General features: G+C 67.9%; 14 protein-coding genes. 6 read left to right on the top strand and 8 right to left on the bottom strand.

Annotated elements, in window-relative coordinates; translation table 11 throughout:
* The first annotated feature begins 152 nt into the window (after positions 1–152).
* Positions 153–614, top strand: a complete 462-nt coding sequence (locus tag ABS642_RS18515; RefSeq protein ID WP_350351285.1) for a MarR family transcriptional regulator — start codon at positions 153–155, stop codon at positions 612–614.
* Positions 615–626: 12 nt separating this feature from the next.
* Here ABS642_RS18515 and ABS642_RS18510 read toward each other — a convergent pair whose 3' ends face one another.
* Both ABS642_RS18510 and ABS642_RS18505 read right to left on the bottom strand, forming a co-directional pair.
* Positions 627–3,305 carry a family 78 glycoside hydrolase catalytic domain gene (locus ABS642_RS18510; protein ID WP_350351284.1) on the bottom strand — a complete coding sequence of 893 codons (2,679 nt, stop codon included), beginning with the start codon at positions 3,303–3,305 and terminating at the stop codon, positions 627–629.
* Between the two features lies 1 nt (position 3,306).
* A complete protein-coding gene (locus ABS642_RS18505; protein ID WP_350351283.1) occupies positions 3,307–4,659 on the bottom strand; it encodes an MFS transporter in 1,353 nt (450 codons plus the stop codon).
* 131 nt (positions 4,660–4,790) lie between these two features.
* Here ABS642_RS18505 and ABS642_RS18500 point away from each other — a divergent pair, with 131 nt between their 5' ends.
* The gene (locus ABS642_RS18500; RefSeq protein WP_350351282.1) at positions 4,791–5,432 is read left to right on the top strand and encodes a TetR/AcrR family transcriptional regulator; all 642 of its coding nucleotides are present in this window, start codon (positions 4,791–4,793) and stop codon (positions 5,430–5,432) included.
* A 19-nt stretch (positions 5,433–5,451) separates the two neighbouring features.
* Here ABS642_RS18500 and ABS642_RS18495 read toward each other — a convergent pair whose 3' ends face one another.
* Positions 5,452–6,657 (bottom strand): aminotransferase class V-fold PLP-dependent enzyme, encoded by a 1,206-nt coding sequence (locus tag ABS642_RS18495; protein WP_350351281.1) that lies wholly within the window; start codon positions 6,655–6,657, stop codon positions 5,452–5,454.
* Between the two features lie 112 nt (positions 6,658–6,769).
* On the opposite strand from ABS642_RS18495, the gene ABS642_RS18490 reads away from it, so the two are divergent.
* Positions 6,770–7,213 (top strand): Lrp/AsnC family transcriptional regulator, encoded by a 444-nt coding sequence (locus tag ABS642_RS18490; RefSeq protein ID WP_350351280.1) that lies wholly within the window; start codon positions 6,770–6,772, stop codon positions 7,211–7,213.
* A 55-nt stretch (positions 7,214–7,268) separates the two neighbouring features.
* Here ABS642_RS18490 and ABS642_RS18485 read toward each other — a convergent pair whose 3' ends face one another.
* Positions 7,269–8,678 carry an aldehyde dehydrogenase family protein gene (locus ABS642_RS18485; protein WP_350351279.1) on the bottom strand — a complete coding sequence of 470 codons (1,410 nt, stop codon included), beginning with the start codon at positions 8,676–8,678 and terminating at the stop codon, positions 7,269–7,271.
* Positions 8,675–9,730, bottom strand: coding sequence for a homoserine dehydrogenase (locus tag ABS642_RS18480; RefSeq protein ID WP_350351278.1), 1,056 nt, complete (start codon positions 9,728–9,730; stop codon positions 8,675–8,677). Before ABS642_RS18480 ends, ABS642_RS18485 begins: the two co-directional genes overlap by 4 nt.
* 289 nt (positions 9,731–10,019) lie before the next feature.
* Between ABS642_RS18480 and ABS642_RS18475 the strand changes: the two genes are divergently transcribed.
* Together ABS642_RS18475 and ABS642_RS18470 are read left to right on the top strand one after the other, a co-directional pair.
* Positions 10,020–11,468, top strand: a complete 1,449-nt coding sequence (locus tag ABS642_RS18475; protein ID WP_350351277.1) for an amino acid permease — start codon at positions 10,020–10,022, stop codon at positions 11,466–11,468.
* A 36-nt stretch (positions 11,469–11,504) separates the two neighbouring features.
* Entirely contained in the window at positions 11,505–12,254 is a 750-nt protein-coding gene (locus ABS642_RS18470; protein ID WP_350351276.1) for an IclR family transcriptional regulator C-terminal domain-containing protein, read from the top strand.
* On the opposite strand, the gene ABS642_RS18465 is transcribed toward ABS642_RS18470, so the two are convergent.
* Genes ABS642_RS18465 through ABS642_RS18455 form a run of 3 tightly spaced genes read right to left on the bottom strand, consistent with a single transcriptional unit; the run spans position 12,251 to position 15,145 of the window.
* Positions 12,251–13,048, bottom strand: coding sequence for an IclR family transcriptional regulator C-terminal domain-containing protein (locus tag ABS642_RS18465; RefSeq protein WP_350351275.1), 798 nt, complete (start codon positions 13,046–13,048; stop codon positions 12,251–12,253). The genes ABS642_RS18470 and ABS642_RS18465 overlap by 4 nt on opposite strands.
* A gap of 46 nt (positions 13,049–13,094) precedes the next feature.
* Positions 13,095–14,132 (bottom strand): methionine synthase, encoded by a 1,038-nt coding sequence (locus ABS642_RS18460; protein ID WP_350351274.1) that lies wholly within the window; start codon positions 14,130–14,132, stop codon positions 13,095–13,097.
* 20 nt (positions 14,133–14,152) lie between these two features.
* On the bottom strand, positions 14,153–15,145 hold the full coding sequence (locus ABS642_RS18455; RefSeq protein ID WP_350351273.1) for a DUF1852 domain-containing protein: 993 nt from the start codon (positions 15,143–15,145) through the stop codon (positions 14,153–14,155).
* A gap of 125 nt (positions 15,146–15,270) precedes the next feature.
* Between ABS642_RS18455 and ABS642_RS18450 the strand changes: the two genes are divergently transcribed.
* Complete coding sequence (locus ABS642_RS18450; RefSeq protein ID WP_282215989.1) at positions 15,271–16,212, top strand: LysR family transcriptional regulator; 942 nt, start codon at positions 15,271–15,273, stop codon at positions 16,210–16,212.
* Positions 16,213–16,237 lie beyond the last annotated feature (25 nt).

Genomic DNA, 16,237 nt, shown 5'->3' with positions numbered 1-16,237 from the left:
TGTCGCCCGGGGCTCGGGCGCAGGTCGACGCGAACTGGGGACGGCGTGCACCTGAACCCGACACGACCCCGGATCGGTTCCTTTCCAGAAAGTTAGCTTGAAGCTAAGTAAATATCCCTGGGAATCGCCTCGGAGCGCGTTACGGTACTGAGGTGAGCGATGACCGGAGACGTGCGCAGGCACTGGAGAACATCGATGCGCTCACACTGGCGGTGTCGGTGCGCTCGCTCCCCCGCATGATCGGCTCTCTTCTCAGCACGCAGCTGACGATCCAGCAGCTCAAGGTGCTGACATCGATCGTCGTCTCCGACCACAGCACCACGAGCGACCTCGCGTCGTCGTTCGAGGTGTCTCTCGCCACGATGTCGAAGCTCGTCGAGCGACTCGTCGAGCAGCGCCTCGTCGAACGACTCACGGATGCCGCCGATCAGCGCGTGCGGCGCCTGGTGCCCACGACTCTCGGGCGTGACGTCATCGGGAAGATCATGGCGGCACGCCCCGAGATGGGCGCCGACATCCTCGACGGTCTCACCATCGAGGAGCTGGAGTCCCTCGCCCTCGGCCTGCGCGCGATCAATCGGGAGCTGCAGGCGGCGGCGACGCACGCCGACTGATCCACGCCGTCATCAGGCGCCGACGAGACCGCCTGCGCCCGAGAAGGAACCGGGTCCCGCTGTCCGCGTCGCCCCGTCGGGGAAGACCACGGTCGCGCGACTCCCTGCGGGGACGTCGACCTCGACCACGAGTTCGTCCCCCTCGACGCGCCACTCCACACGGATCCGCCCCTGAGGGGTGTCGAGGTGCCCCTTCGCCCAGCTGACGCCGCCGCCGGGGAGCGGCGTGATCGTGAACGACTCCCAGGCGACCGAGTCGGCGTCCTGACGGAGCCCCAGCGTGTGGGTGTGGAGGAAGCGGATCACCGCACCCTTGCTGTAGTGGTTCAGCGACTCGTGAGCCACACCCTCGTCGTCGATCCCCTCCCAGTCCTCCCAGATGGTGGTGGCGCCCTTGTCGATCATGTGCAGCCAGGAGGGCGCGCTGCGCTGGAACAGCAGTTCGTATGCGAGGTCGGCGTGCCCCGCGTCGGCGAGGACCGGCAGCAGGTCTCCGGTGGCGAGGAAGCCGGTGCCGAGGTGCGTCCCGGCCTCGTGGACGAGCTCGACCAGCCGCTCCCCCGCCCCTGCACGCTGCGCCTCGGGGATGAGCCCGAACGAGAGCGCCCGGACGTACGCGGCCTGCGTGTCCTGCGCCGTCCGCCCGCCCTCGCGCAGGTACTCGGTGCGCCAGGCCTCGAGGATGCGATCGGCATCGTCGGCGTAGCGAGCGGCATCCTCGGGGCGACCCAGCACGACCGCTGCGTCCGCGAGGATGCGCGTCGAGCGGTGGAGGTAGGCCGTGCCGACCTCCCCCTTGTCGGCCATGAACCAGGCCATCGGGTTTGTCTTGATCGGATCGAGTCGTGAGCCGTCCTCCGCCTTCGGAACAGGTTCGGTCCACTCCCCCCAGTGGAACGTGCCGTCCCACAGGTACTCCTCGTGTGGCAGCGGTTCGGCAGAACGCTCGACCCGGGAGTGGTGCCGCGCGGTGCGCGCGGCACCCCGAGCCCAGTCGACCCAGCGCACCATGGCATCCCAGTTCTCGGCGAGCACTCCCGCGTCGCCGTACGCGGTGTACATCTCCCATGGCACGAACGTGATCGCGTCACCCCACCCCGACGACCCGGTCATCATGGCGAACTGATCGTCGAGATGGCGCTTGATGCGGCGTCCGTCCGGCGAGAAGTTCGCGATACGCCCGTCGTCGAGCTGATCGTCGCGGACGGACTGCAGCCACTTCCGGGTGAACCCGAGCACGTCGTACAGTCGCGCCGCGGTCGGGGCGAAGACCTGGTAATCCCCGGTCCAGGCCAGGCGCTCGCGTGTCGGGCAGTCGGTGGGGACATCCACCGCGTTGCCGCGGAAGCTCCAGTCCGCGACCTCGTGGAGTCGGTTGAGTGCAGCATCGCTCGACTCGAACGCCGCCGTCCGACGGAGGTCCGTCTGCACGATGCGCATCTGCGCCGAAGACACGTCGAACGGAGCGCCTTCCCGGCGCACCCGGGCGAATTGGAAGCCGTGCACCGTGTGGCGCGGCTCGAAGACCTCATCGCCGCCGGCGGAGACGACCTCGTCGTGCTGCACGAAGACGACGTCGGGCTCTCCGGGCTTTGTCGAATCCAGGTGCGAGGTGTCGAGGTCGCCGTCCGGGCCGACGTGCTCGCCGTAGTCGATCACGGTGCGGGTGCCGACCGGGCCGAGATCGGTCAGGCGGATCCATCCGGACGCGTTCTGTCCGAAGTCGAGCACCCAGACGTCATCCGCGATGCGGGCCGCGTTCACCGCGTCGCGCGTCTCGACGACGCGGACCGGCGGAGCGGGCGACCACGAGACGGGCGGTCCGTCGACCGCCCCGACGATCACCGGCTCGGGAGACACGGTGTCGGCGAGGAAGTCCGTCGTCTGCCCGTCCATCAGGTCGGCGCGGATGACGGTCGACGGTGCGCTGGTCCACGCACCGTCGGTGCGGATGATGCTCCGCGTCCCATCGGACAGCACGAGGTGCAGCTCCGCCCGTGCCGCCGGCGTCGTCCCCCAGCCGGCCGGCAGGCGGAACGCGCCGACCTGACCGCGGTACCAGCCGTCCGAGAGCTCGAGTTCGAGCGTGTTCCCGCCGTCCCGGAGGAGCGCGGTCACATCAGCGGCCTGGGCATGGAGGGTGCGGTCGTACGACGTGGAGCCGGGCGAGAGCTCGGCGGTGCCGACCCGGTGCCCGTTGATCGTCGCCTGGTAGACCCCGAGCGCCGTCGAGTACAACCGGGCCGACACGATCTCCGATGCGTCGAACGACCGGGCGAGGGTGTGGGCACCGCGGGCACCGTAGCCGGGGTCCTCGTGCTCGACGGGGCTGATCCATTCCGCCGACCAGTCCGCATCGAGCAGTCCGCACTCGAACCGCGCCCACTCCGACCAGGCCGACGGCCCGTCTGCCGCCTGCACCCGGACACGCCACTGCACGCGCTGCCCGCTCGACAGCGGGGTCCACGGCCACGCGAGGAAGAGGTGCTCTGCCGAATCCACCGTGGCGATGAGAGATACCCCGTCGACGGTCGCCTCGAGCTCGACACCGCTCCAGTCCCCTGCCTCGACGGGAACGACGAAGGACATCCGCGGGGCGGCTCCGGAGACGACGAAACCGTCGCCGCCGCTGTCGATCCGCAGGTCGTAGGGAGCGGAGGCGAGCGACTCGAGGTTCCTTGCGATGGTCATGTCAGCGCACCGCCTTGACCTTGAACATGATGATGAGGCCGCCGATGAGGGCGAAGGCCGCACCGATCAGGTACAGCAGCGTGTAGTTCTTCTCGGCTCCGACAGCGCCGATCGTGATGATCAGTGGTGCGATCAGCGGAGCCACGGCACTGGGGATCTTCTGCGCGAAGGCGACGACGGCCATGTAGCGCCCGGACTCGGCGCGGTCGGGGATGATCGCGTAGACGATCGCCTGGTCGACCGTGGCGAAGACGGCGATCGCGAGCTGCATGAGGACGGCGCCGATGATGAGCTGCGGCAGCGACCAGGCGAAGGCCTCCGCGAACGCGCCGCCGATGAAGATGAACGCCGCGATGAGCACGAAGAGGCGCCGCCGCTTGAGCTTGTCCGAGAGGAACCCGCCGAGGAGCGCGCCGCCGGCGGCTGCCAGGACGCCCAGCATCCCCACGGTCGCGACCACGCCCGCCACCTCGCGGACGGGCAGGTCGAGCCGCTGGGCGTAGAAGAACGTCCCGAAGGTGGTGTTGAAGTACAGACCGATGAAGAAGACCATGCGGCCCACCCAGTTCCAGGCGAAGTCGGGGTACTTGCGGGCGTTGAAGCCGTACCCCGCGACGACCTTCCTGAGGGTGACGGTCGAGTCGACGACGAGATCCTTCGAGCTCCCCTCCTTGTTGAAGGTCGGGAGCAGCACGAGGAGCACGACGCCGATGACGGCGGGGACGAAGAACACGAGGAAGGTGCTCGACGACACCGCGTAGGCGATGCCGATGCCGAGCACGGGGGCGATCTGGGTCATCAGACCGGTGAGCGCCGACACCTTGCCCCGCTGCTCCTCGGGGAGCTTGTCGGCCTGGAGGGTCTGGATCGCGGCTCCCGCCGTCGACCATCCGGTCATGGCGACGACCCAGCCGGCCCCGACGAGCAGAAGGCTCGGCGCGAACCCGATGATGACGGCACCGGTGATGCCGAGCGCAGCGCCGAGGAACAGGAATGGCGTGCGCCGCCCGAACCGCGAACGCGTGCGATCGCTCCAGATGCCGATCATCGGGCTCAGGACGAGGAAGATGAGCTGCGCGGTTCCGGTGACGTAGCCGAGCACCTCCTCATGACCGGGGACGAGCTCGGTGATGCGCAGGGCCAGGCCGTAGGCGAGCGGGACCATCATCGCGATGGATGCTCCGAAGTTCGCGAGCATCAGCCAGAAGATGTAGCCGCCGCTGACCTTGGCGGTGGGCTCGGATACGGCTGCCGCCCCCTCGAGCGGGGTCTCATCCGGCGCGTTGCCGGCAACCGGCTGGGTCGCGACGATCGAATCGATCGTTTCGCCGCGATCGGACTCGTTGCTGGTCACCTGGACTCCTTCATCGTTCAGTGATCCGCGGCGCCCTCCACTGGGCGTACTCGCGTGATGCGATCGGAGTTCTTATGGCAACCGATTGCGATCCAGAGCGATAGTAACCACTTTGGTTACAGAAGGCAAAAGTGAGAGGGTGGGAGCATGACGTCGACGTTGCCCGCCGAGCCCTCCCCCGCCGCCGAGGCCCGAGTGCGACCACGCCAGCGCGACGTGCGGAGATCGTCGAAGCCGCACTCGCCAGCTTCGCCGAGCACGGCTACGAGCGGGCCTCGCTCCGCGACATCGCCGCCCGAGCCGGGCTCACCCACGCCGCACTGCTGCGCCACTTCTCCGGCAAGGACGAGCTCCTGCCCGCGGCGCTCGCCCAGCGCGAGGCCCACGAGGAGGACCTCGCCTCCCGGATCATGACGGCCCATGTCCCGGGAGAGCAGATCCTCAGCGCCGTCCTGGCCGATGAGTTCGCCGAATCGGACTTCCAGCGCAACTGGCTGGCGCTCACGGTCGCCGCGACCAATCCCGAGCATCCGGCCCACGAGTTCTTCCTCGGACGCCGGGAGCGCATGCGGTCGCGATTCACGGACGGGCCTCTTCCCACGAAGGAGGACGAGCTCCTGACGGCGGACGAGAAGATCACCCTGGTGCTCGCGATGGTCGACGGCCTGCGGATTCAGGCGCTGCTCGACCCGTCCCGCGACGCTCTCGGCCTGCTCACCATCTTCATGAAGCTCATCGCCGCACAGCCCCCGGCAGCCGAGCCCGAGCACTGACACTCGATCGTGAGGACCGTCAGCTCCCGAAGGTGGCGTCCAGTGCTGCTCGCAGGTCGGCGAGAAGGTCGTCCGCGTCCTCGAGCCCGACGGACAGCCGCAGGTGCCCGAACTTCCGGAACGGCTCGGGGTACGTGGCGACGCGCCCCCCTTCGGTCCCCGTGTGGACGATCAGCGAGTCGTCGTGCCCGAGGGAGAATCCGGACGTGATCAGTCGCAGGTTCGCCACGAACTGATTCTGCACGTCAGGAGACCCCTTCACGGCGAACGCCATCATGCCGCCGAAGCCGCGCCCGCCGAACTGACGCAGGGCGAGGTCGTGGTCCGGATGGGATTCGAGGCCGGGGTAGGCCACGTACTCCACACGCGGGTCGCCGTCGAGCATCTCGGCGATGCGCATCGCCGAGGAGAAGTGCTGGCGCAGCCGAAGGGGCAGTGTCACCGTTCCGCGCTGGATCTGCCAGGCGTTGAACGGCGAGATGATCCCTCCGACATCGACCATCGCATCGGCCTTGATGGTTTCGATGAGGTCGTGGCGACCGGTCACCGATCCGCCCATCGCATCGCCGTGGCCGTTGAGGTACTTCGTCAGCGAGTGCACGACCAGATCTGCGCCGTCCTGGATCGGCCGGTAGAACGGCGGTGGCGAGAACGTGGAGTCGACCATCAGGATGGCGCCCGCGGCGTGCGCGATCTCGGCGACCGCGCTCACGTCGGCGACCTTCGTGGTCGGATTCGCGATGGCCTCGATGCAGACGAGTCTCGTCTCGGGCCGGATGGCGGCGCGCACCGCGTCGAGGTCGCCGATGTCGACGAAGGTGGCTTCCAGCCCGTAGCGCTGGGGCAGCAGCTCGGTCCACAGGCGCCAGGTGGCCTCGTACACCACATCGCTCACGATGACATGGTCGCCGACGCGCACGTGGGTGAAGAAGACGGCGTGCAGGGCGGCGACTCCGGAGGCGAGCGCGACCGCGTCCTCGGCGCCGTCGAGGGCGGCGAGCTTCTGTTCGAGTGCGGCCTGGTTGACGCCGGTGTTGCGCGTGTACAGCCCCGGCGCGGTCGCCGACCAGCTGATCTCGCTCGGGTCGTCGGGCAGCTGGTACGAGTTCGCCATGACGAGGGGCGTGCGCAGCGCGAGCGTCGAGTCGAGCTGGTTGCCCGCATGCACGGCCAGGCTGAGATCGGACAGCGTGTGCAGATCCTTGCGGTCGGGTCGAGCGCCCATCGTGTCTCCTTCGTTCCGCGCCGACGTCGACGCCACATCCACTCTAAGGTGCATAATAGACACACGCAATTGCGAATAATGCACAGTACGTGCACTGTCTCAGGAGGTCTCGATGGAGCGGCTTCATCTCGATCAGATCGATCGCCAGATCCTCGCGGCGCTCACCGAGGACGCCCGCGTCCCTCTGGTCTCCCTCGCCTCCCAGGTGCATCTGTCGCGGAACGCCGTGAAACAGCGGATGGAGCGCATGGAGAGGCAGGGCGTGATCGGCGGCTACAGCGTCGTCCCCGGACGCGCAGGCGCCTCCCCCGTGTCCGCCGTCGTGCTGGTCTACCGCAGCGATCGGATGCGCGGCGGCGGCGTGGTCACCGAGATCGCCCGGATTCCCGAGGTGCGCAGGTGCGACGTCCTCTCGGGCGACTTCGATCTGCTCGTGACGCTGGAGGCCGAGTCGATGGACCGGATCGGCGAGATCTGGGAGCTGCTCGCCGCCGTGCCCGGCGTCGCGAACACCGTGACGGCGGTTTCGCTGACGCGGGTGATCGACCGGGCATGACCTCACGGAGGGGCGGGGCATCCCCCACGGACCCCCGCCCCGCCGTGAGGAGACTTCATGTGGTGATGCAGGTGACCTTGGGCTGCGTCATCTCCTCGTAGGCGAAGCGCACTCCCTCGCGCCCCATGCTCCCGTACTTCGAGCCGCCGAACGGCATGCTGTCGATGCGGTAGTCGGAGGAGTCGTTGATCATCACGCCGCCGGCGTCGAGCGCCTCGGCCACTCGCAGCGCACGGGTGATGTCCGATGTGAACGCTGCGGCGTGGAGGGCGTAGTCGATGCTGTTGGCCTTGGCCACCGCCTGCTCCTCGGTGTCGAACGGGCTCAGCACGACGACAGGCGCGAACGCCTCCTCGCTCCAGACCTCGCAGGTGAGCGCGACGTTCTCGAGAGCCGTCGGCCAGTACACCGCACCCTCTCGCCGATGCCCGGCGAGCACCCGCGCACCCGACCGCACCGCGTCGTCGACCACCCGCTCCGCCTGCGTCGCCGCCGCGACCGAGATCATCGGGCCGACATCGGTCGCCGGGTTGACGGGATCCCCGGCGCGAAGCGTGGAGGTGCGAGCCGCGAAGCGGTCGCGGAACTCGGCGTACACGGCGCGCTCGATGAGGATGCGCTGCGCACCGACGCAGTTCTGACCTGCCGCCCAGAAGGCACCGGACACGCACGCCTCCACCGCCGCGGCGATGTCGGCATCCGCGAAGACCAGCACCGGGGCGTTGCCTCCGAGCTCCATCGCGAGCTTCTTGAGGCCCGCCGTGCGGGCGATCGCCTCACCGGTCGCGAAACCTCCGGTGAACGACACCATGCGGATGTCGCGCACCGCCACGAGAGCCTGTGCGACGTGCCGATCCCCGTGGACGATCGTGATGATCTCATCGGGCAGGCCCGCCTCGAGCAGCACGTCGACGAGGAATCGCGCCGTGAGCGGAGTGAACTGCGACGGCTTGAGGATCACTCCGTTTCCCCCGGCGATCGCCGGGCCGAGCTTGTGCGCCACGAGGTTGAGCGCATCGTTGTACGGCGTGATCGCGAGGATCACTCCGAGCGGCTCCCGCGTGTACCAGCCACGTCGGTTCGCGGACCCTTCGTACGCGTCGAAGGGGATGACCTCGCCGTCGTACGCCCGCGCGGTCTCGGCCGACAGCGAGATCGTCGTCACCGCCCGCCGCACCTCCTTGCGCGCCTGGGTGATGGTCTTCCCCGCCTCGCGAACGATGAGTGTCGCAGCCTCTTCCGCTCGACCCTCGAGGATCCGAGCCGCGCGGTCCAGGATCCGGTGCCGCTCGAAACGGGACAGATCGCGGGAGAGCGTCGCGCCGAGCCGTGCGCGCGACATGATGGCGTCGACGTCGTCGACCGAGTGTTGTTCGAGGCGGGCGATGACCTCCCCGTTGTACGGGTCGAGCACATCGAGAAGGGATGCCGGCGCCACCGGGGCCTCCACAGCGGGCGCGCTCACCGGAGCGCCCCGGCGAGCGTCGCCTGGTGGTCGTCGATCGCGATGACGTCCGAGAGCAGTGCATAGGCGGTCTCGAGGCGTCCGGCACCGGGGCCCGACATCGTGACGGTGCCGAGCAGATCGGTCGTGAAGGCGATCGCGTTGGTCGCGCCGGAGATGCCCGCGAGCGGGTGATCGGCGGCCAGCGACAGCGGCTGGACGGATGCCGTCACCGCTCCGGCCTCGTCGCGTTCGACCGTGCCGATGAGCTTCCAGTGCTCGCCGGCCGCCGCTGCCGCGATCACGTCGGTGGCAGTGATCCCGCTGATGCCGACGCGGGACACGTCGGCGGTCGTGATCTCCGCGCCGAGCAGTTCGTTGGCGAGGATCACGACCTTCAGCTGCACGTCGGACCCCTCGATGTCGGCCGTGGGGTCAGCCTCGGCGTAGCCGAGTGCCTGCGCCTCGGCGACGGCCTCCTCGAGCGACTTGCCGGATTCCATCTGACCGAGGACGAAGTTGCTCGTGCCGTTGAGGATCCCCTGGATGCCGGTGATGCGGAGCCCCCGGAGAGTCTGCTGCGCGAGTCGCAGCACCGGAGTGCCGCTCATCACGGATCCCTCGTATTCGAACCGGGCTCCGTTCGCCGCGGCGAGGCGGTTGAGCTCGGCGCTCGCGAGTGCGACAGGTCCCTTGTTCGTGGTGGTGACGCTCTTGCCGCTCTCGAGGGCTGCGCGGACGTGCGAGATCGCGGGTTCGCCGTCGACCGGGTTCGTGAAAGTGGCCTCGACCACGACATCGGCGGTGGTGTGGCGGATGACGTACTCGTTGCGAGGCTGCGCATCGCCGCCGGGCATCCCGGCGAAGGTGTCCGCGCCGGTCATGGCGAGCACGGCGTCGAGGTCGATGCCGTCGCTCTGCATGAGCGATCCGAGTCGGAGGTCGGTGATCGCGACGACCCGCAGGCCGAAGCCGAGGTCGGCGGCGAGGTCATCGCCCCGATCGCGGATGATCTCGGCGAGGGCGCGATTGACGCCTCCGAAGCCGATGAGGGCGAGGTCGTGGTGAGTCACCGGGGTTCTCCTTCTTCCGTGGGCTGTCGCCGGCATCGCCGCGCTGACACCTGTCCATCCTCGGCACGGTCGGTGTCCGTGTGCGCCTGGCAGAACGGCAGCGAGAGCTGACGGATTGTCGGCGCCTCGGCCGGATCGTCCGCAGTCCGGACTGCGTGGCCTCTTCCGACGATGCCCTCTTGCGGTCCTGATCCCGGAGGGGATAGTGTCCCCGGCAGATCACTCCAGAATGCGTCATTGGCACATAGATGTGAATATGATGCACATACACACCCGATTGAGAGTTCCGATGACGCCTCTTCCCGGCGCGAAGCCCCTCCCCAACGTCCTGCCGAACACCACGGCCACCCAGGTGCCGCTGCGTCGACTCCAGCGCACCATGGACGCTCGCCACCTGATCATGATCGCGCTCGGCGGGGTGATCGGATCGGGCCTCTTCCTAAGCTCCGGGTACACGATCTCGCAGGCGGGTCCGCTCGGCGCGATCGTCGCGTACCTGATCGGCGCGTTCGTCGTCTACCTCGTCATGGCATGCCTGGGTGAGCTGGCCGTCGCCTACCCCGTCTCGGGGGCCTTCCACATCTATGCGTCGCGGTCGATCGGCCCCGCGACGGGCTTCACCACCGCCTGGCTCTACTGGCTCTGCTGGGTCGTCGCCCTGGGGTCGGAGTTCACGGCATCCGGCATCCTCATGCAGCGCTGGTTCCCCGGGGTGCCGGTGTGGGCCTGGTGCCTGATCTTCGCCTCGGTGCTGTTCGTGCTCAATGCGATCTCGGCTCGCGTGTTCGGTGAGGCGGAGTTCTGGTTCTCGCTGGTCAAGGTCGTCGCGATCGTCGGGCTCATCGTGCTCGGCGGCGCGGCGATCTTCGGCTTCACGCCGCTGTCGGCCGAGCATCCGCCCGCCGTCCTGCTCTCCAACTTCGACACTCCCGGCGGCCTGTTCCCGAACGGCTTCAGCGGTGTGATCGTCACGGCTCTCGCCGTCTTCTACGCGTTCAGCGGGTCCGAGCTGATCGGCGTCGCCGCCGGCGAGACGAAGGACCCGGCGAAGAACATCCCGCGGGCTCTGCGCTCGACGGTGCTGCGTCTCGTCGTGCTCTTCGTCGGCGCGATCGCGGTCATCGCGGCGATCCTCCCGTACGAGAAGGCCAGCGTCACCAGCAGCCCGTTCGTCGACGTCTTCCAGTACGTGGGTGTGCCGTTCGCCGCCGACATCATGAACTTCGTGATCATCACCGCTCTCCTCTCGGCGGGCAACAGCGGACTCTTCTCGTGCGCGCGCATGCTGTTCTCGCTCGCCGAGGAAGGTCATGCACCGAAGGCGTTCACACGCCTCACGCGCCGCGGTGTGCCGCTCATCGCCCTCAGCGTCAGCATCCTGATCGGACTCGTCTCGCTGCTCACCAGCGTGATCGCCGCCGGCACCGTCTACCTGGTGCTCGTGTCGATCGCCGGATTCGCCGTGGTGGCCGTGTGGATGTCGATCGTCGCCTCACAGTTCTTCCATCGCCGGAAGTTCCTCCGCGAAGGCGGTCGCGTGCAGGACCTCGCCTACCGGACGCCGCTCTACCCGGCGCTGCCGATCGTCGCGTTCTCGCTTCTGCTCATCTCGATCGTCGCGATCGCGTTCGACCCGAATCAGGTGGCCGCGCTCTACTTCGGCATCCCCTTCGTCGGAGCGTGCTACCTCTACTTCTGGTGGCGCCACGGACGCAAGGGCGTGCGGGCCGCCGGATAGGATGAGCATGATCGCGTACCCAGGGGAGGTCGGCCGGTGGCGTCATCCTCGCTCGCACAGGGACTGAGCCTTCTCGACGCGGCGATCGAACAGGAACGCCGCGCACGACCCGGGCTGAACGCGTCCCGTCTCGCCGAGCACACCGACATCGAGCGCAGCAGGGTGTCCCGGCTCACCCAGGAACTGCGGGCGCGAGACTTCCTCCGCAGAGACGATGACGCCCGCTTCTCGGCTGGACCCGAGTTCTTCCACACGGCTGCCGCGCTCAACGTGGCATGGCTGCGCGCATCTCGGACCGCCCTGCGCGCCCTCGCCTCCCAGCTCGGGGTGAACGCGCTGATCACGGTCGCCGACGGCCCACGAGGTGTCCTGCTGCGCTTCGAGCGGTCGGCCGACGGATCGGACAGATCGGTCCGCGAAGGACTGGTGACGCCGATCTGGTGCACCGGCGCCGGGCGGGCACTGCTCTGGGACCACAGCACCGAACAGCTCGAGGCCCTTCTCGAGAACGTCCAGTTCATCGGCGTCGGCGGGCCGACAGCGGGGCGTTCGACCGAGGACGTGCGCGGGAAACTGGAACGCGATCGCGCCGACGGTCTGATCGCGGCATCCGAGGAGTATGACGAGGGCATCGACGAGTTCGCTCTGCCGATCCGGCGCGGAGGCGAGGTGATCGCGTCGCTCGCGGTGCGCGGTCGGCATCGCCCGAAGGGCGCGACGCGCGAGACCCGCGCGCTGCTCACGCACTTCGCTCGAGAGCTGACGTCCGCGGCCGACGCCGTCTAACCCGAGATCGCCGGGGAAGCCGGAGCTCCGAGCTGTCGCGACAGGTCCGCTGCCGCGGCCGCACACGCGGCTCCGCACTCGGCGGTCCGCGGGTGGAGCGAATCGCGGGTTCCCACGACCTGGACGGCACCGACGACCTCGCCCCGGAAGTCCCACACGGGCGCGGCCACCGAGTAGAGGCCCGGCTCGGCTTCCTGATCCACGACGGCGAATCCTCGCCGCCTGTCCGCGTCGAGCCGGTCGAGGAAGTCGTCGACCGAGCTCGGCGTGTTCGGCCCCTGTCGGGAGAAGTCCGTCGCGGCGAAGATCGCACGCACCTCTTCCGCCGAGGCGTCCCACAGCGCGGCGCGTCCGGCGTCGCTGCAGTACGCCGGATACGCGCGGCCGATCCAGGAGCCGATCATGCGCGATCCGGAAGGCAGGCTCTCGAGCGTCGTGAGGGTCGCGTCCCCCTGGAGCACGCTGAGGAACGTCGCTTCGCCGAGAAGAGAGGAGAGACCCTCCAGCACGGCGAGACCGTGTGCGGCGATGCGCTTGGACACGAGATCCTGAGCCGCCGCGTACCACCCCCAGGCGAGCGTGAACGAGCGGTCCTCCGCTCTGACCACGAGCCCTGACGCTTCGTAGGCCGCGAGCGAGCGCGACACCTGGGAACGCTCGCGATCGAGCGATCGTGCGATCTCGACGACCGTTGCCTTGCGCCCCTCGCGAAGGCAGGTCGTGAGTGCGGCGAGCACGTCCAGACCGCGACCCATGCTGCTCGACTTCGCAGTCGGCAGCGGCGTCGGGGTCATAAGAGGAGGTTACCGCGGAGGTGTGCGGACGGTTCGCGAACGCAGGTCAGAGCTGCGCGGCGGCGAGCTCGTCGCGAAGCAGGGCGGCGCCGGCGCTGAGCGCTCGCAGCTTGCCGCGTGCGACGTCACGAGACAACGGCGCCAAGCCGCAGTTCGTGCTCGGGATGAGCTTGTCGGCGTCGACGAAACGGAGCGCGTCCCGGAGGGTGTCGGCGACTTCCTCCGGGGTCTCGATCGTCTGGCTGGCCACGTCGATAGCCCCGAGCATCACCTTCTTGCCCCGGATGAGCTCGATGAGATCCAAGGGGACGTGAGAGTGGTGGCTCTCCAGCGAGATGGTGTCGATGCTCGAGCTCTGGAGCAGCGGGAAGGACTTCTCGTACTGGCGCCACTCCGCGCCGAGGGTCGCCTTCCAATCGGTGTTCGCCTTGATGCCGTAGCCGTAACAGATGTGCACCACCGTCTCCGCGCGCAGCCCTTCGGCCGCTCGCTCCAGCGCCGCCACCCCCCAGTCCTGCACATCGTCGAAGAAGACGTTGAAGGCGGGTTCATCGAACTGGATGATGTCGACCCCGGCGGCCTCGAGCTCCTTCGCCTCCTGGTTGAGGATCGTCGCGAACTCCCAGGCCAGCTTCTCGCGGCTCTTGTAGTGGCGGTCGTAGAGCGTGTCGATCATCGTCATCGGACCGGGCAGGGCCCATTTGATGGGCTGATCGGTCTGCTGGCGGAGGAACTTCGCGTCTTCGACGAACACGGGCTTCTCGCGGCTCACGGCGCCGACGACAGTCGGCACGCTGGCGTCGTACCGGTCGCGGATCCGGACGGTCTCGCGCTGGTCGAAATCGACTCCGGAGAGATGCTCGATGAAGGTGGTGACGAAGTGCTGGCGCGACTGCTCGCCGTCGCTGATGATGTCGAGGCCCGCCTGACGCTGCTCCTCGACGGTGAGACGCAGCGCATCCTGGGTGCCCTCGACCAGGGCATCACCCTCCAGTTTCCACGGAGCCCAGAGAGTCTCGGGCGAAGCCAGCCAGGACGGTTTCGGCAGGCTGCCGACGATCGACGTGGGAAGAAGCGTGTTCATGATCGGTGATTCTCCGTTGGTCATCCGACAGGAACGAGGGAGCCGGCGGCCCACCGCTCGAGGAGGTCGCCGTGCGGCTTCATGAGGTGTTCGTCGGCATACTTCCCCTGCTCGGCCGCGAGCCGGCTGCGCTCGTCGCGATCGTAGGCGATCTTCGTCACCGAGTAGTCCTGCTGGTCGAGGGTCGGCTGGTAGACGCTCGCGGCGGCCGAGTTCGCGTTGTAGATCTCCGGTCGGTAGATCTTCTGGAACGTCTCCATCGTGCTGATCGTGCCGATGAGCTGGAGGTTCGTGTAGTCGCCGAGCAGGTCGCCGCGGAAGTAGAACGCCAGCGGCGCGACGCTGCCGCGCGGCATGAAGTAGCGCACCGAGAGCCCCATCTTCCCGAAGTACTCGTCGGTCAGCGAGGGATCCTTCTGCTCGTACTCGACACCGAGGATCGGGTGGTGATTCTCGGTGCGACGGTAGACCTTGCTCGTCGAGACGCTGATGCAGATCACCGGCGACACCGAGAAGCGCTCCTGGTACGTCTCCGAGTCGAGGAAGTGCTGGAAGAGCTTGCCGTGCAGGTCGCCGAAGTCCGCGGGAACGGTGAACCCGCCCGCGGCTTCCCTGGCCGCCGGCAGCCGCACGCTGAAGTCGAAGTCGCGGACGTAGGACGAGAAGTTGTTCCCGACGATCCCCTGGCTGCGCTTTCCGGTGAGACGGTCGACGATGCTGATGTCCAGAACCTCGAGCAGAGGGAACTCCTGGTCCTCACCCTCTGCAGCGAACTGCACCGCGACGGAGATGATCTCGAGTTCGACGGTGTAGCGGTCCCGGTTCGGGTTGTCCCAGTCCGCCAGATCGTTGAACCGCCGGTCGATCATCGTCAGCGCGTTGCGGAGGTTCTCCTGACGATGCTCGCCCCGCGCCAGGTTGGCGAAGTTCGTGGTGATCCGGGAACTGTCAGAGGGTGAATAGTCCTCGTCGAACCGGGTCGTCGTGATGCGGAAGAGGAAATCGTGTGCCATGACATGCCAATCGGGGAGCTGATCGGCCGGGCTCGGCCTCGCGAAAGTGGGGTGCCTCCATGGTGCGGCCTGAGTGCTCCTATCGAGAAATGTCCTGTGACTATGGCATGCCATAGTCTTCAGCTATGGCAAAGCGGTCCAGCGGCATCACCCTCCAACAACTCACCTACTACATCGAGGTCGCGGCGGAGGGTTCCATCAGTGCCGCCGCCGATCTGCTCTACGTCGCCCAGCCCACCATGTCCGCAGCGATGAAAGACCTCGAGAGCCGGGTGGGGCGAGTCCTCCTCCTCCGCTCCGCCCGAGGCGTGACGCTCACCACGGACGGCGTGGAGTTCCTCGGATACGCCAGGCAGGTCGTCGAGCAGGTCGCGCTCCTCGAACAGCGCTACCTCGACCGACCGCCGTCACGACGCCTGCTCGGGGTGTCGACGCAGCATTACTCGTTCGCTGTCGACGCACTCGTCCGGATGGTGAAGGCGAGCTCGGCGACCGAGTACGAGTTCTCCCTGCGCGAGACGCGCACGTGGGACATCATCGAAGACGTCCGCACTCTCCGCAGCGAGCTGGGGATCCTCTACCGCAACGACTTCAACCGGAACGTCATCGACAAGCTGCTCCGGGACTCCGGGCTCGCGTTCCGCCCGCTCTTCGTCGCCGAGCCGCACATCTTCATCTCCCGCAAGAACCCCCTCGCCGCCCGAGACCGCGTGACTCTCGACGACCTCGCCGACGTGCCGCGGCTCACCTTCGACCAGGGTGCGAACAACTCTTTCTACTTCGCCGAGGAGATCCTCTCCACCCTTTCCAGCCCGCAAGAGATCCGGGTCTCCGACCGCGCGACCATCTTCAACCTCATGATCGGGCTCGACGGCTACACCATCTCGACGGGCATCATCAGCGACGACCTCGACCCCGAGATCGTCGCGATCCCGCTCGACGTCGACGAACGCATCGAGATCGGCTGGATCGCCCACTCCGCGATACCGCTCACCGAGCAGGCGCAGCGCTACCTGTCCGAGCTGAGAGCGGTCGTCGCAGGATTCGGCGTGACGCTGCTCGGGTGAGAAGGCCGGGACCCGGACGGCAACG

The sequence above is a fragment of the Microbacterium sp. A8/3-1 genome (assembly GCF_040267695.1).
Classification (GTDB): domain Bacteria; phylum Actinomycetota; class Actinomycetes; order Actinomycetales; family Microbacteriaceae; genus Microbacterium; species Microbacterium luteolum.
This window is presented reverse-complemented; position numbering and strand designations above follow the sequence as displayed.

What these genes read in the sequence shown, in the direction of transcription:
- ABS642_RS18475 (WP_350351277.1), top strand. Translation starts at nt 10,020, where the DNA reads ATGACGCCTCTTCCCGGCGCGAAGCCCCTCCCCAACGTCCTGCCGAAC.
- ABS642_RS18455 (WP_350351273.1), bottom strand. Translation starts at nt 15,145, where the DNA reads ATGGCACACGATTTCCTCTTCCGCATCACGACGACCCGGTTCGACGAG.
- ABS642_RS18495 (WP_350351281.1), bottom strand. Translation starts at nt 6,657, where the DNA reads ATGGGCGCTCGACCCGACCGCAAGGATCTGCACACGCTGTCCGATCTC.
- ABS642_RS18490 (WP_350351280.1), top strand. Translation starts at nt 6,770, where the DNA reads ATGGAGCGGCTTCATCTCGATCAGATCGATCGCCAGATCCTCGCGGCG.
- ABS642_RS18510 (WP_350351284.1), bottom strand. Translation starts at nt 3,305, where the DNA reads ATGACCATCGCAAGGAACCTCGAGTCGCTCGCCTCCGCTCCCTACGAC.
- ABS642_RS18465 (WP_350351275.1), bottom strand. Translation starts at nt 13,048, where the DNA reads ATGACCCCGACGCCGCTGCCGACTGCGAAGTCGAGCAGCATGGGTCGC.
- ABS642_RS18450 (WP_282215989.1), top strand. Translation starts at nt 15,271, where the DNA reads ATGGCAAAGCGGTCCAGCGGCATCACCCTCCAACAACTCACCTACTAC.
- ABS642_RS18460 (WP_350351274.1), bottom strand. Translation starts at nt 14,132, where the DNA reads ATGAACACGCTTCTTCCCACGTCGATCGTCGGCAGCCTGCCGAAACCG.